The sequence below is a fragment of the Desulfobulbus rhabdoformis genome (assembly GCF_016919065.1).
Classification (GTDB): Bacteria; Desulfobacterota; Desulfobulbia; order Desulfobulbales; family Desulfobulbaceae; genus Desulfobulbus; species Desulfobulbus rhabdoformis.
Genome location: NZ_JAFFQA010000035.1, coordinates 1 through 14,061, shown reverse-complemented (window position 1 = coordinate 14,061; position 14,061 = coordinate 1). Strand labels below are relative to the sequence as shown.

Sequence of the window (14,061 nt, the reverse complement as noted above, 5' to 3'; positions counted from 1 at the left end):
GCATTTCTTACAGTACCGCGTTGATCTCTGCGTTAAGCTCGTCGCGTGAGGGAATAATGGAAGAGTGTTTCAGCTCACCGTTGATGTAGATAGAGGGCAACTGCTGCACACCCATTTCCCGGCAACGCGCAATATTCTGCGGATCGTTGTACATGTATTCGACAACCTCGATTTTCTCGCCAAACTCTTTCTTGGCATCCATGGCGCTGGCCAGCATATAGGTGCAGGCGGCGCAGGCTGTGGAGTCAAGCGTAAAGACCTCGATCAGCGGTTTCTCCAGATTGTTGTAATCCGGTAACTCACCTTCGAAAACGATCTCGGTGGATTCGTAATTGCGGACCATCTCGGCAACAGATTCCTTGTTGTGAACAGCCTGCTCGGCACCTATGACATTTTCAGGAGGCGTGCCGAACGGCAGGTCGCAACCGGGGGCCAGGATGTAGTTGTGGGTGCTGGGCAGGGAGTCGATCAAGTCGAGCACGCATTTCATGTTATCCTGCTGAGAGCCAAAGAGCATAACCGTGGTCAGGGGGATGTTGCCGCCCAGGACGACGTTATGCTCGTCACAAATGGATTTGGCCTCGGCCAGGTTGACATTCTCATCGATGGAGATGGAGTCGCAGCCGGTCTCGCACATCTGAGCGAGTTTTTTGGTGGCGTCGCCGCAGACAAAAAAGGATGATTTGCACCCCTGCTCACGAATAGAGGTAAACAGTTCGGTAAAGGGAACCGCCATGAATTCGTCGAAATGCGCAGGAGAAATTTGGGAGATCAGCGGATCAACAACAGCGACGACATCCACGCCTTCCTCAATCAGGAATTTTGCCATGGACTTGGAGACGGTGTTGCAGTAAGCCAGCAGTTCTTTGACATAGTCGGCTTTCATGACCATATCCATGAACATGCCGGTGCCGCGCAGGTGCAGGGCCAGGGTAAAAGGGCCGGTGATCAGACCGTAAAGAGCGGTGGTCTCGCCAAAGGCTTTTTTGCAACGACGAATAACCTCAAGTTCGATGGGCAGTCGGCCTTCGTCTTTTTGGACAACTTTGTCCGGAATCTCGTCAGTGTCGGCCAGGGGATGGCTGGATACGGTGGGTGGGGCGTCTTTGGCCCAGAGCAGGTCGCAGCCGAGGATCTCGGCTTCGATCTGGAGGTCAAACATCATCGGCTGACCGTCCGGCTTATAAAGTTCGTTGACTTTCTGGAGGGATTCAAAGCATTTGTCTGCGTTGCTGTAGAGAAGATCAGCCTCGCAGTCAATCAGCTTTCCAGCATGAACTCCAGCAAAGGGTACCCAGGGGATACAATCGGTTTCTTCTTTGTTGAGGATAGCTAAAATACGTTCTTTTCCAGTCATGGTAATGCTCTTTATGGTAATGATTTGAATGATAGGGTGCCTTGAGCGTGAGTCCTGCTCGAGAGCCCCAATAAATAATTGCCTTCGAGTATGCCCCTGGTTGAGGGTTATGTGGTGACTGCAGTATGCATGTCCAGGAAGCGACCGGGTCGGACAACATCGTCCTGCTTGGGCCCCTCTGGCATGCGTCACGGAGATGGAGTTTCAAGATGCGTGCCTGATGCAAACGAAGAAGACAATTATGTACAGGGGTTGGATCTCTAATAAATAAAAATGACGTAAATGTGATGGCTGGAGCCACAATGTGGGAATGCTGCAGGCGGTCTATTTGGGGGGGATCGCTGAGGGGAAGAAGGAAATGACTAGGGATTGCCAATCTTGTGCGGCGGCTACTCAGAGTGGAAAAAAACGCTACCGGTAAAGCCAAAAAACGGCGGAGGAAAATGGTCTCCGGTCATTCTTTGCTGGCGTATAGTTTGGTAAGGTTTATCCTTATTGAATTGGCCTGGTAGGCAGGTAAAAAAATGTTCGATCGTTAAAAGAAAAAAGGAAAAGAAGATGAAAATACTTGCATTTAATGGAAGTCCCCGGCGAAATGGTAACACGGCAACCCTGCTTGATCAGGCCATCGCTGGTGCACAGGAGAGGGGAGCAGAGGTGGAGCGTTTTGATCTTTACACTCTGCAGTTTTCGGGCTGCGTCAGTTGCTTTAGCTGCAAGCGTCTTGACAGGGAACGGCCCATCGTCTGTGTGGTGAAAGATGATCTGCAACCCGTACTGGAAAAGGTGCGTTCAGCCGATGCAATCTGCATTGCGACTCCGGTTTATTACGGAAGTGAAACCGCCTCGACCAGAGCCCTGATTGAGCGACTCTGTTTTCCCTATCTCAACTATGCCGATTACACGAAGAGTCACTTTCCACGGCGCATTCCGGTAGGGTTGATTTACACCATGAATATACCGCAAGAGAGGGTTGAGGCTATGGGATATGATGTCACATTTGGCCGAACTCGGTCAACTTTGGCGCGCGAATTTGGCGCATGTGAAATAGTCATGGCCTGTAACACCACCCAATACGACGATTATTCCAAGTATGAGGCCAACGCCACCCCTGAATCAAAGAAGGCGTACAGGGACGCGCATTTTGCCGAGGATTGCGAGAAGGCTAGGATGCTCGGTACGCAGTTGGCCAATGGCAAACTTGCAGGATAAGCTGGATTGGTGTGCTCACGGATTCAGGGTAAAAAAAGGGGCGTGCTCTGTTGTTTAACGAGAGGCGCCCATTTTTTTGGATTCGTGAGCAATCACTTCCTGTCACGTAACTGGGGTTAGGGTGTTCAGGTTGAAGAGGCTAAGAATTTAAAAAAAGCCCCCCTTACTTGCTGAGGGTTGCAGCCATGGCTTTCCCGGCAATCTGGTGCACACGGCGGGTGGGGTGCCATTCGTCCCAGTAGTAGTGCGTATCGGGTGACTGGCAGACTGGTTTGACTGCAGGGTACACCGGCTGGCAGGGGGTGCTCAGGTTCCTGAGGCCGTATTTTTGGGGATTGCTCCAAATCTTGTTGCTCAAAGCAATGTGATCAAAGAGGGTTATTTTGATATCCAAATGTTTTTGCAGGCTCTCGGCTGCGGGAAGCAGTTCAGAATTGAAGTGAGTTTGAAATTCTTGAGCAAGAGCTTTTTGTTCAGGCTCTGTAACGACTGGTAGTTTGGAAAGGTCTGTGGAATTGACGATCATAAAATGTTGGGCGCCAAGGCGAGCGAGTTGAGCAACCGCCGTACATATGTTTGCCACAGCTGTGTCTGCCAAGTCTGAAGCGGTTCCAGGAAGATTATAGTCAATATGTTCAAAATAGTCATTTGCTGAAATAAATATAAAGAAAAGAGCACCTGGATTTGCACCTCTACCTTGTAATTCTACATGAAACTTTTCAATCTGACCCAAAACGCCGGTATCCTCATACGGATCCATCCAGTGATAGTAGTTGCCATTTCCGCTCTTTGCACCGCCCACGGCATAGTTGGTGAGTGGAACCCGGAGGTGCTTGGCTAAAACTTCGACCGCTGTGGGACCATTGGTCCACCGGTTTTTCCAATAAAGATCTCCTGGCAGAATGGTGGCATCCTCCAGTTTTTTATTGACCATTTTTTGGGTCAGTCGAAAAGAGGCTCCGCTGTCTGAGTAACTGTCGCCAAACGCAAAAATCTGCGTGACGGGACCGATTTTTTTCAGTCCTGCCTTGTTTGCAGTGACTTCTACACAGCCTGTGAGAACCAGGCTGAGGAAAATGGGTATGAGGATACAATACAATCCTTTCTTCATTACTATTCCCTCTGATTGAGCAATTTAGGTAGCCTTTGCTAAAAGGTAATGAAAATATTACATAAAAGAGCAATTGCTGCCAATGAAATTTTGGTGGCACCGGCCATAGTCACCATCTCAAAATTCAGCCAATGTGCCACGAGGGGGCGAAGATTGGAACGTCATTTCGAATCGTTTTACGAGAACGATAAGTATTCCTGAATCAGTGACAGCGGGTGAAACTGAACAATAAATGAATTCGCTTAAAAATCTTCGTCTCATCAATAGGATACCTTGTTCAGTGACCACCAGCGGTCACGGATTCAGGTATTTTTTCATTTGCTCGATAGCGCAGGTAAAAACAACGAATCGGGAGTCTCATCATGGACAATATTTTTTTGGGGATCATCGCCCTTGCTGTCATAGCAGGGATTGCGGGAGTTGTACGCACAATTTTGCCAGGCAGAAAAACCCGGGAAGAAGCACTACGTAGAGATCTGGAGCGGATGCTCTTTGGAGATATCCAGGCTGCAGAGCGTTTGATCGCGCTTGAACGAAAGAGGGCGCCTCATAAATCCAAGCTGGAACTGATTAAGGCTGCTATTACTCGGCTTCAAAATGATCTACGGTAAAGGCAATGACCACCCAGAAAACAGGTACTCCTGAATCCGTGACGGCGTGTGCTTACTGAAAAGCGTAGCAACAAACAACGATACTGTGACGCATGAAGGAACGCTCACGGACTTAGGATAATCTCTCCCTTTTCCGGATGCAGGGCTTTCTGGACCGCCTTTGCAAGCTGGGCAGTGGTAAACGGTTTTTGGATAAACGGTGTATCCTTTTCCAGGATTCCGTGTTGGGCAATGACGTTGCCGGTGTAGCCGGAGGTGAAGAGCCAATTGAGCTGGGGCTGGGATTTTTTGAGAATGTTGAGCAGGTCCAGCCCATTCATCTCGGGCATAATGACATCGGTCAGGAGAAGGTCAATCTTTGTAGCCTGCTGCTGAATGAGTTCAATGGCCGCAGTTGGCCCGTTGGCTGGAATAACGGTGTATCCCAGGTGCTGCAGCATGCTTGTGGTCATATCCAGGACAGCGCTGTCGTCTTCCACCACAAGAATGGTTTCCAACCCGCCAGCCAGTTGCTCCCTCAATTCATCGCCGCCTCTGGCCTGTAGAGATTGCTGAACACGTGGCAGATAGATTGTGACGGTGGTGCCGCGCCCCGGTTCACTGACAACATCAATAAAGCCTTTGTGTTGTTTAATTGATCCGTAGACCGTTGCCATACCAAGTCCGGTTCCTTCACCAACGCCTTTGGTAGTGAAAAAAGGCTCGAAAATGTGGCCAAGCGTTTCCTTATTCATGCCGCAGCCAGTATCGCTGATGGTAAGGCTGGCATACTCACCAGGCACAGCACCTGGGTGATGAGAGCAGTACTCTTCTTCAAGAATCCTGTTGTTGGTTTCGACAGTGATGCGGCCAACGCCGGATTGCATGGCATCTCGGGAATTGACGCAGAGATTCACCAGAATTTGGTCGATTTGGGCGGGGTCTGCCTGTATGGGCCAGAGATCATCTCCCGGAATCCAGCGTAGCTCGACCCCTTCACCAATAAGGCGTTGCACCATTTTCAACATGCCTTCAATCAGCTCATTGAGGTGCAGCACCTTGGTGCTGAGCGTTTGTTTGCGGGCAAAGGCGAGTAACTGGCTTGTTATTTGTGCTGATCTTTCGGCAGCCTTTCTAATTTCCACCAAATTACGATAAAATGGGGTGTCAGGTTTGGTGCGCATCATGGCAAGCTCGCTTTGACCAAGAATCACGCCAAGCATATTATTGAAATCATGGGCCACACCCCCGGCGAGTTGGCCAATCGCTTCCATTTTTTGCACCTGGAGTAACTGAGACTGCAGTCGACGATTCTCCGCGTCTGTTTCTAACTTTTCGGTACAATCAAGAACCAGTGAGGCAGCACCAAAAACGTTACCTTGCGAGTCGGTTAACGGTGTGTTGTACCACTCGCAGATCTTGGTCGCGCCACTTTTGGTGAGGTTGCTGTTGATCGATCTGGTGCCGCCGGTGTTGTTGAGAAGTTGTTGCCAAATGTGTTCAACGGCGGGAATATCTGCGTCAGATAAAAGCAGATCAACTGCAGCCTTCCCTAAAGCCTCCTCCCGGGAAAAACCAAAAATTTCCTGTGCTGCCAGGTTCCACTCCACTATCTTGAAGTCCAGGTCCCACTCGATTACTCCCAGAGGCGTATGCTGTGCATGAATGGCCAGTCTTTTTGCCTGGCGCCTGGCTGTCTCTTCAGCCTGAACCCGTGTTGCCACTTCATTTTCCAGCTCAAGCGTCCGTTTGTACACCTTGTGTTCCAGGGTTCTTTTGGCATCAAGGAGTTTGAGAAAAAGCCAGAAAACTAGAAAGAATAAGAGCAGTGACCAGAAAATATAGAGGTAAAAATAGACGGCCTGATTGGGCCAGAGGGCAACAATGGAACCGATGAGCTGCCCTTCAAAGGTGATGGGGTGCTCAATGCGCTCGATTGGAATGAGGTGCACCTTATGCAGGAGACGTCCTGTGAAGGAGAGCGAGGGGCCTTGGATGCGTAAAAATTCATGCTCAGGGGCGTCAAGAAGCACCACCGAAAGGTAGCCATTGGATTGTGCGGCTAAACGCAGATAGGCGCTGGGACTCTTCTTTTCATAGGTCCACAACGAATTGGCCACCACAGCCGCATGGTTGTGTAGTCTATCCACCGCTTGCTGGTAGAGATACTCTTGATGGAGATAAATAAATCCGGCAAAGCCCAGTAGACAGCTCAGGATAAGAGCCAGCATAAACCGCCTGGTTTTGAGAGGGCCTAGAAGACGATCAGTGTTTTTTGTGGCCCACGGGCGAGTCATAACGTTGCAGAATTGTGATCAGCGTGCCATCCGCTTTCATGGTTTGCAGGGTCTTTTCAAAGTCACCGAGCAGGCGGACAAAGGGAGAATTTTTTTGAATCAGGAGGTGAAAGGGCATTTGCGCAACCTCGACGCCTGAATCAATAACTTTAGTCTCCAAATCCAGGCGCTGCAAGTCTATCTTGGCAGCTCTGGGCCATTCAATGACCAGATCACCCCGGTGCCTGGCAAGCATTATCCAGACAGAATCCAGGTAGGCTGATTCCAGGGTTTTGATTCCCAGAGCAGCAACATGGTCTTGATTCCCAGAGCAGCAACATGGTCTTGATTCCATCCGTTTTTGGCATAGGTAATAACGGAAAGGTGCAACGCCTGTATTTCGGGGAGCGTTTGTATCTGTCTGATCTTTTTGAGGAGCGGATGGTCTCTGTAGGTGAAAAGGTGCAGTGGTTTGTTGAAAAAAGGGTGGGGGTGCGTCTTGGTGTAGCGAAGGCGTGCCTTCGTGGGAACGGTGAGGATGGCATCGTCGCGTCCTGCTTTGAGTTGCTCCTGGCAGCGTGCCCAGGGGTAGTGCGTCCACTGCAGAGGCTGATGCATCCTTTTTTCAAAGGCCTCGCTAAGTATTTCATAAAACATCCCATGCAGTTTCCCTTGCTGGTCTTGCCAGTGAAAGGGTGGAAATTGTGGGTAGGCTATCCGCATGGCCTTGGGAAGCTGGGCTGGAAATACAATAGTGGGTACACAGAAAACCAAGAAAAAGAGAACCGTAACTGGTGAAGCAAAGCGTTCCATCGTTTTTTGGATACAATGATTGAGGGAGCGATACGTGAAACTGAAAATGCACCTCCTGGTGATCGACTGAAGCCATTTGGTGGGAAAGGCTGTGCCTGCATGTGGACGCCACAACCAAAGATTGCTGAGGATATAAGGGTATTTTAAACCTAGGAAATGGTTGGAGACAAATTATTTCTGCTGGTTCGTGTCCAGCCGGAAATAAGGATTTGTTGGGGGGCTCTTGAAAGAATCGCTATTTCAAAATGTTGCGTCTGAAGTTGAGAGGTGGTAGATACCTGAAGATAGAAGGCAATCAGGGGGCGTCATGGATTCAGGAAGGAGTCCGCTACGGATGAAACATCCAAAAAACAAGGGACGAAAGTGCGCTTTTTCTCCAGCTATACGGCTCTTCAAGTCGTCTTCTAGCCTATGGTAACCCTTGGTCTGGCACTGTTGTTGGCGGTTGGGCTTGTTGCGGCAAAGCTCGCTCAATGGCTCCGTCTACCCTCTGCCACCGGTTATATAATGGCCGGGCTGCTGCTAGGCCCTTCCGGGATTGGTGTTATCACCGAAGAATCAGTTGGTCACAGTCTTGACCATTTTACCCAAATAGCGCTGATGCTGATAGCCTTTGGCATTGGCGAGCATATCGAAATTAAAAAAATCAAGGCATATGCCGGAAGTGTTTTCTGGACCGGTCTCTGTGAGGCGCTCGGTGCCTTTTGCCTTGTTAGTCTGGCCATCTTTGCCGTGCTGTCGGGGAGCGAAGACTTATCACAAAGGTGGCAGTTGAGCGATCAGCTGGTGCTTTCCTGCCTCTTAGGTGCTGTCAGTGTGGCCACTGCGCCTGCGGCGACCCTTTTGGTTATTCGAGAAATCAAGGCTAAAGGGCCGCTGACCTCAAGCCTGCTTGCTGTGATTGCACTGGACAATGGTCTGGCGATCATGATCTTTGGCCTGGCTGTTTCCTTAAGCCATCAGATTATAGGCCAAGGGGATCTGCCCCTGATCATTGCTCTGGGGAATGGTTTTTTTGAGATATTGTTGTCGCTTGTTCTCGGTGTTATAACCGGGGTTTGTCTGGATTTTGCGCTGCGCAAGATGAGCAGCGAAGACGAGATGATGACCGCCGGGTTGGCGCTGCTTCTTTTATGCAGTGAGTTAGCAGTCTTTTCTGATCTTTCGCCATTACTCGCAGGAATGATGACCGGCTTTACCCTGGTGAACCGGGCTGAACGTGATGTTCGTGTCTTTCGAGCACTCAACAGTTTTGAGCCACCCATTTATGTGCTTTTCTTCACCCTGGCGGGCTCCCATCTTGATATCACCAACATCGGCAGCGCCGGGCTGGTAGGGATTGTCTATTTTTTTGCGCGTATTCTGGGAAAGATAGTGGGGGCAAATATCGGGGCTCGTCTTGGCAAAACCGCACGCATTGTGCGTCGGTATATCGGTTTAACCCTGCTGCCCCAGGCAGGTGTAGCCATTGGTCTTATCTTCTTGCTCAGTGCGGACAGCTCCCTTTCGGTGTATGCACAAATTATTACCCCGGTTGTTCTTACCGGGGTTTTTCTTTCGGAGCTCCTTGGCCCTCTGGCATCCAAATATGCTCTGGTCAATGCCAAAGAGGCTGTGCTTGCAGAAAAGGGGGCAGGGGGAGGCGCCAAATGCGCGCAAATGACCGAGAAGGCCTGCGACGATTTTATGCGTTCCGAGGAAGGGGTAACTATTTTGCCCTGGACCTGGGAAAAACTCACCCCAAGCCCTAATCCTCAGGATGTGGTTGTTTTTGGGGCAACACGCCGCCATACCGTCAACGGAATCGCCCGCATTGCCACTATTTTTGCCCACCATTATCAGGCCTCGCCCATGGCGGTCTTTGTCCAGCCACCGGGAACAGATCCACCGCCACATAATTTTGAGCTGGAACGCTCCGAGGTGGAGTCCATGGGCTATGATCTGAAAACGGAAATTGTTCCAGACCCTCATGTCCCATCCGGCCTGGTTGTAGCTGTCGAATACTACAACGCCAAGGCCGTTGTCTTGAGTTACCCGCTCCATGACAAGAGTTCGGCCTTCTCCGAGATTCTGGAAACCGTGGCGACCCATGTGGGCTGCCCGGTGGTGGTCGTACAATTCTACGGGGTGCTACATACGGAACGCATTCTCGTTCCGGTGACGGATATGCATGATCTGGCAGAAGTGTTTCCGGTTGTTGTCGCCTTGGGCAAGGTGGGAGAGCATCATATCACCCTGCTGTATATGATGAGCTCCGATGCCAGCCCAGAGACCATAGAGACCAAAACAGAGCAGATTTACGACTGGCTTGATCGTCGACCCCAGCAGGTGACGATTACCGTCAAATCAGTGCCCACCGATGCTCGTGTGATGACCATTCAACAGGAGGCGGAAGAGCATGATATAGTCGTCATGGGCGCCATTCGTCCCAGTGGGGTGCGTAAGTTTTTCTTTGGATCTTTGGCTGACTCGCTTTCGCGGGAACTTCGTAAGCCGTTGATCGTTGTCTATGATGCCAAAAAAAATCGTTCATAAGAGCCTTTAATTATCATCTTTCGATATGAATCGTTCCTCAAAAGCGCTTGAATTTTTTCTTGAGAGTTACGCCTGTTCTCAGGCAGTCCTGGCCGTGTATGCCGAGGATTATAAGCTTGATTTGCAGAAGGGGTTAGGGCTCTCAGCCGGATTTGCCGGAGGAATGGCATGTGGAAAATCATGCGGCGCAGTCACAGGCGCAATTATGGTGCTTGGGTTGCATTATGGAAATGGGGCACCGGAAACTCCTGCGGGAAGAAGAAACGTGAAGTGGAAGGTGCGCGAGTTTTTACAAAAATTTGGAGCGCTGCATCAAACGACCGAGTGCAGCCAACTGCTTCAGGTCAATATCAGCACTCCGGAAGGCATGAAGGTGGCCCAGGAGAAAAATCTGTTTCGCACACAATGCCCGCAGTATATTGTCGATGCCGTGGATATACTGGAAGAGTTGCTTTATACGTGAATCCGTGCCAGCGTATTATGGCCCTTGAATGGATTGCAAACAACTTTCAAGCTGACTCTGCCTAAACTGATGAGAACTATCCTGGATAGATGCCATCGTTCTGCGTTGCGGGGACAGAATGCGGCATGACCTGTAGACGTTTTAGTCCAGCCGCATCCTTCTTTATTTTCCAGTTCTGCTTACTTTTTTCTGCGCAGAGATCATAGTACCGATCGCGCCAGCAATGGCCTTGGCGGTATCGGTTTGCGCAACAGGGGAATTGGCCAGCCGTTGCATGGTGGTCGTTGGAACGCCAGCTTTTGTCATCTTGCCTGGGCGTTGAGCAGCGGCGGAATGCATGGCCCGAGTAAATGCCTTTCCGTATGCCGCTTTCATGAGCATGGTTTGCACATCGCTTTCATGGGTACCGGACAATATCATGCCAAGGACTGATGTAACGATATTCCAACCCCGGTGGGATATATTGACGGGGTACTGCGTGCTATCACTACCTGTTCTCTGACTTTTGACCTTTGTTGACCAGGCCGCACCATCCTGACCACACGGCCGGAAGATGCCCCGGAGTTGCCCTCGGTAGCTATGTAATGGCGGTCTACAACTCCAAGGACATACCGGAAAAGAGAAGTGGTATTTTTAGCCTATTCTTTGGTTAATGAGGTGCGAATGAGGTGCGCCAGTTGATTGAGTTTGTAAAAGAGTGGTGACACCTGATTGTGGGCGTCCTGTTCGGCTCATTCTGGATGGGGCGCTTAACCTGGCAGCAGGGGCAGAACCGGCGGGACATTGAGGCAATGAAAAGCAACCCACCTTGCGTCACAGTTGCTCAATGCCTGCAGGAAAGGGAAGAACGAGACAGCCACCAGAAAGAACGCTTTGACCGTGGCAGCAAAGAGTTTAAAGAAATAAAGGAAATGATTGCGGCCAACGAAAAGGCAAGCCAGGACAGACATGATATGATCGTGCGCCACTTGCTGGGCGAACGGTCACCGCCGGGGCAGGGCGGCTAAAAATGGGACAAAAAGGGCACTCTGGTCCAGGGTGCCCTTTTTTTGCGTATCATTGTGAAAAAACTAATAACTCTAGAAAAATCATGCATTCCAATATAACCGTAAGGGGTGGCTCAGTTTCGGTGTACTGGAAATACCTTTACGGTTGTAAAATTTTTGGAGCAAGATCAGACTCCTTTAATCTGCTGGGCTATTCGATCACCGGTTTCCTGGTCAATGCTGCGCCAATATTGAAACACTCGTTCCAGCACAGGCTCAGAAACACCAGCAAGGCTCCCGACGACATTATTGACCAATCGGTCACGCTCCGCGTCATTCATGACATCGCGAACGAGAGAACCGGGCTGGCTAAAATCATCATCATCTTTTCTTAATGTATACGCTGATCTCATGAAATCACCGTTTGCACTCCAGACAGCGTCTTCTGGATACCGTTTAGGGTCTGGTTTAGGGCCTCCCTTGGAGTTGGGCGCATAGACAGGATCATTCATCTTGTCAATACGCATGGTGCCCCCTTTATTGTAGCTGTTGACAGGGGATATGGGGCGGTTCACTGGAATCTGCCTGTAATTCACCCCAAGTCTTGCCCGATGCGCATCAGCATAAGAAATTAGACGAGCCAGCAGCATTTTGTCGGGGCTGGCGCCGATTCCTGGAACCAGGTTGTTCGGTTCAAAAGCCGCCTGTTCGATTTCTGAATGGAAATCGGTGGGGTTACGATTCAGAGTCAGTTTTCCCACCTCATGCAACGGGTAGTCCTTATGCGGCCAGACCTTGGTCAAGTCAAAAGGATTGAAGCGATAGTTTTTTGCTTCTTCAAATGGCATGATCTGAACTTTGAGCGTCCAACTCGGGTGATTGCCATTTTTAATGGCATCAAACAGGTCCCGACGATGATAATCCGCATCAGATCCGGCAATACGATCCGCGTCTTCCTGGGGCAGGTTTTCAATCCCCTGATCTGTTTTAAAATGATATTTGACCCAGAATTTTTCCCCATTCGCATTGATCCACATATAGGTGTGGCTGGTATAGCCGTTCATGTTGCGATAACTTTTTGGTACACCACGATCGCTCATCAGGATGGTAACTTGGTGGGCAGATTCCGGGGAAAGCGTCCAGAAATCCCATTGCATGTCAGCGTCACGAAGTCCACTGTCAGCACGACGTTTTTGGGAATGGATAAAGTGGTGAAATTTCATCGGATCACGAAGGAAAAAGACCGGCGTATTGTTGCCGACCATATCGTAGTTCCCTTCGGTAGTATAAAATTTAAGGGCAAAACCGCGCACATCCCTCCAGGTGTCGGGGCTTCCCGCTTCACCGGCAACTGTAGAGAATCTGGCCAGGACATCTGTCTTAACTCCAGGCTGAAAGAGGGCCGCTTTGGTATAGGCACTGATATCCTGCGTGGTCTCAAAGCAGCCAAAAGCACCTGATCCTTTGGCATGTGGCTGCCGATCAGGGATCATTTCTCTATTAAAGGCTGCCATCTGCTCCATGAGGTAATGATCATGCAACAGAATCGGACCGTCTGGCCCAACAGTCAAAGAAAATTCATCACTTGATACAGGAATCCCGGCGTCGTTTGTTGTTCCTCTATACTCGTTCTTACCCATGGTGATTGACCTCCTGTTTGCTTTTTTTTGGATTTCCCCGCTCTGTAGTCGTTATCAAAAACGGGTGATCTTTATCGTGACGCAAAAAAAATGAACTTTTGATCAAAGATTTTTTTGGAGGAGAAGACTAAGAGGGCGGTCAAAGTCACAATTGAAAATTGTACCCACCTGATAAGCCCAGGATAGGCTGTTCGACGATAACAAAAAGATTTTTTCTAGTTACGATGAATACGCGTATCCATCTAGAACAGGTGTGAATAGGGTATAAGTTTATCTGGATAATAAAACTTACGTATTAAGAAAAGTTCTTAATTCAATATTTCTCATATTGCAACTAAATTGTTGCAATATGAGAAATATTTATTTTGTCAAATTGGATATCAAGTGATGTCGGTATGTTCGATCAAATCGACATTGCCGATTGGTGTTAAAAGCAACGCTGATCTGGTTTAGCGGCTGAAACAAATAAGAGTAGGTAATTCATTATTCGGAAGCAGTCCCGCCCATCGCCCGCCGAGCCTTACTGCGTTCTATGGATTGAAGGGCCAGGTACTCCTTGCCGAAACGTTTAAGGTTTGCGATCTCGTTATCGTATTGATCATAATGGCGTTCTTCGTCGATAACCAGTTGCTCGAATAATTTTTTTGATACAGAATCGGCATTAGCACTACACTCATTTGCCCAACGGTTATAGTCCATGGCACTTTGTTCTTCCATGCCGTGTGCCATATCAAGCATCTTTTCAACATCCTGGACTATATTGACATCACCCGAAGATTTCATCTGAACATCGCCACCAAGAAAAAGAATGCGCTCAGCGAGCGCTTCTACATGCATCATTTCCTCAATTGCTGTCTTTTTGAAGAGATCAGCTAACAGGTCAAACCCTTGGTCGTCACAATGAAAATGGAAGTACATATACTGGTGCAACGCGGCAATCTCATCAGCTACTGTAGATTCGCATTCCCGCCGCCCCGAAAATCCGCTTAAATTCTCATGAAGCATTACCAGTAACGAGAAAGTCTCTACCAGTCAAAGTAAGAAAAATGATCACCACGTGGTGTGGTCGTGGATTGCA

13 protein-coding genes are annotated in these 14,061 nt (G+C 49.4%); 5 read left to right on the top strand and 8 right to left on the bottom strand.

The genetic code is table 11. The annotated features are described in order from the left end of the window. Window positions 1–7: 7 nt before the first annotated feature. Window positions 8–1,357 (bottom strand): uroporphyrinogen decarboxylase family protein, encoded by a 1,350-nt coding sequence (locus tag JWJ90_RS16550; protein WP_205228324.1) that lies wholly within the window; start codon window positions 1,355–1,357, stop codon window positions 8–10. Window positions 1,358–1,915: 558 nt separating this feature from the next. Between JWJ90_RS16550 and JWJ90_RS16545 the strand changes: the two genes are divergently transcribed. Beyond that, entirely contained in the window at window positions 1,916–2,569 is a 654-nt protein-coding gene (locus JWJ90_RS16545; RefSeq protein ID WP_205228323.1) for a flavodoxin family protein, read from the top strand. A gap of 163 nt (window positions 2,570–2,732) precedes the next feature. Here JWJ90_RS16545 and JWJ90_RS16540 read toward each other — a convergent pair whose 3' ends face one another. Next, window positions 2,733–3,680 carry an SGNH/GDSL hydrolase family protein gene (locus JWJ90_RS16540; RefSeq protein ID WP_205228322.1) on the bottom strand — a complete coding sequence of 316 codons (948 nt, stop codon included), beginning with the start codon at window positions 3,678–3,680 and terminating at the stop codon, window positions 2,733–2,735. Between the two features lie 362 nt (window positions 3,681–4,042). On the opposite strand from JWJ90_RS16540, the gene JWJ90_RS16535 reads away from it, so the two are divergent. Continuing rightward, window positions 4,043–4,291 (top strand): hypothetical protein, encoded by a 249-nt coding sequence (locus JWJ90_RS16535; protein WP_205228321.1) that lies wholly within the window; start codon window positions 4,043–4,045, stop codon window positions 4,289–4,291. A 104-nt stretch (window positions 4,292–4,395) separates the two neighbouring features. Here JWJ90_RS16535 and JWJ90_RS16530 read toward each other — a convergent pair whose 3' ends face one another. Genes JWJ90_RS16530 through JWJ90_RS16520 form a run of 3 tightly spaced genes read right to left on the bottom strand, consistent with a single transcriptional unit; the run spans window position 4,396 to window position 7,269 of the window. Continuing rightward, entirely contained in the window at window positions 4,396–6,501 is a 2,106-nt protein-coding gene (locus tag JWJ90_RS16530; RefSeq protein ID WP_205228320.1) for an ATP-binding protein, read from the bottom strand. Window positions 6,502–6,535: 34 nt separating this feature from the next. Then, entirely contained in the window at window positions 6,536–6,802 is a 267-nt protein-coding gene (locus JWJ90_RS16525) for a hypothetical protein (RefSeq protein ID WP_205228319.1), read from the bottom strand. Further along, on the bottom strand, window positions 6,802–7,269 hold the full coding sequence (locus JWJ90_RS16520) for a substrate-binding periplasmic protein (RefSeq protein WP_240194998.1): 468 nt from the start codon (window positions 7,267–7,269) through the stop codon (window positions 6,802–6,804). The genes JWJ90_RS16525 and JWJ90_RS16520 overlap by 1 nt, the downstream gene beginning before the upstream one ends. Window positions 7,270–7,770: 501 nt before the next feature. Here JWJ90_RS16520 and JWJ90_RS16515 point away from each other — a divergent pair. Further along, window positions 7,771–9,894 (top strand): cation:proton antiporter domain-containing protein, encoded by a 2,124-nt coding sequence (locus tag JWJ90_RS16515; RefSeq protein WP_205228317.1) that lies wholly within the window; start codon window positions 7,771–7,773, stop codon window positions 9,892–9,894. 25 nt (window positions 9,895–9,919) lie between these two features. Further along, window positions 9,920–10,357, top strand: a complete 438-nt coding sequence (locus JWJ90_RS16510; RefSeq protein WP_205228316.1) for a C-GCAxxG-C-C family protein — start codon at window positions 9,920–9,922, stop codon at window positions 10,355–10,357. 162 nt (window positions 10,358–10,519) lie between these two features. On the opposite strand, the gene JWJ90_RS16505 is transcribed toward JWJ90_RS16510, so the two are convergent. Next, complete coding sequence (locus tag JWJ90_RS16505) at window positions 10,520–10,777, bottom strand: hypothetical protein (protein ID WP_205228315.1); 258 nt, start codon at window positions 10,775–10,777, stop codon at window positions 10,520–10,522. Between the two features lie 293 nt (window positions 10,778–11,070). Here JWJ90_RS16505 and JWJ90_RS16500 point away from each other — a divergent pair, with 293 nt between their 5' ends. Further along, window positions 11,071–11,364, top strand: coding sequence for a hypothetical protein (locus tag JWJ90_RS16500; protein WP_205228314.1), 294 nt, complete (start codon window positions 11,071–11,073; stop codon window positions 11,362–11,364). Between the two features lie 167 nt (window positions 11,365–11,531). Here JWJ90_RS16500 and JWJ90_RS16495 read toward each other — a convergent pair whose 3' ends face one another. Together JWJ90_RS16495 and JWJ90_RS16490 are read right to left on the bottom strand one after the other, a co-directional pair. Beyond that, window positions 11,532–12,983, bottom strand: a complete 1,452-nt coding sequence (locus JWJ90_RS16495; RefSeq protein ID WP_205228313.1) for a catalase — start codon at window positions 12,981–12,983, stop codon at window positions 11,532–11,534. Window positions 12,984–13,466: 483 nt separating this feature from the next. Further along, window positions 13,467–13,988, bottom strand: a complete 522-nt coding sequence (locus tag JWJ90_RS16490) for a ferritin-like domain-containing protein (RefSeq protein ID WP_205228312.1) — start codon at window positions 13,986–13,988, stop codon at window positions 13,467–13,469. Window positions 13,989–14,061 lie beyond the last annotated feature (73 nt).

What these genes read in the sequence shown, in the direction of transcription:
- JWJ90_RS16550 (WP_205228324.1), bottom strand. Translation starts at nt 1,357, where the DNA reads ATGACTGGAAAAGAACGTATTTTAGCTATCCTCAACAAAGAAGAAACC.
- JWJ90_RS16545 (WP_205228323.1), top strand. Translation starts at nt 1,916, where the DNA reads ATGAAAATACTTGCATTTAATGGAAGTCCCCGGCGAAATGGTAACACG.
- JWJ90_RS16540 (WP_205228322.1), bottom strand. Translation starts at nt 3,680, where the DNA reads ATGAAGAAAGGATTGTATTGTATCCTCATACCCATTTTCCTCAGCCTG.
- JWJ90_RS16535 (WP_205228321.1), top strand. Translation starts at nt 4,043, where the DNA reads ATGGACAATATTTTTTTGGGGATCATCGCCCTTGCTGTCATAGCAGGG.
- JWJ90_RS16530 (WP_205228320.1), bottom strand. Translation starts at nt 6,501, where the DNA reads ATGCTGGCTCTTATCCTGAGCTGTCTACTGGGCTTTGCCGGATTTATT.
- JWJ90_RS16525 (WP_205228319.1), bottom strand. Translation starts at nt 6,802, where the DNA reads ATGCTTGCCAGGCACCGGGGTGATCTGGTCATTGAATGGCCCAGAGCT.
- JWJ90_RS16520 (WP_240194998.1), bottom strand. Translation starts at nt 7,269, where the DNA reads ATGCGGATAGCCTACCCACAATTTCCACCCTTTCACTGGCAAGACCAG.
- JWJ90_RS16515 (WP_205228317.1), top strand. Translation starts at nt 7,771, where the DNA reads ATGGTAACCCTTGGTCTGGCACTGTTGTTGGCGGTTGGGCTTGTTGCG.
- JWJ90_RS16510 (WP_205228316.1), top strand. Translation starts at nt 9,920, where the DNA reads ATGAATCGTTCCTCAAAAGCGCTTGAATTTTTTCTTGAGAGTTACGCC.
- JWJ90_RS16505 (WP_205228315.1), bottom strand. Translation starts at nt 10,777, where the DNA reads ATGATATTGTCCGGTACCCATGAAAGCGATGTGCAAACCATGCTCATG.
- JWJ90_RS16495 (WP_205228313.1), bottom strand. Translation starts at nt 12,983, where the DNA reads ATGGGTAAGAACGAGTATAGAGGAACAACAAACGACGCCGGGATTCCT.
- JWJ90_RS16490 (WP_205228312.1), bottom strand. Translation starts at nt 13,988, where the DNA reads ATGCTTCATGAGAATTTAAGCGGATTTTCGGGGCGGCGGGAATGCGAA.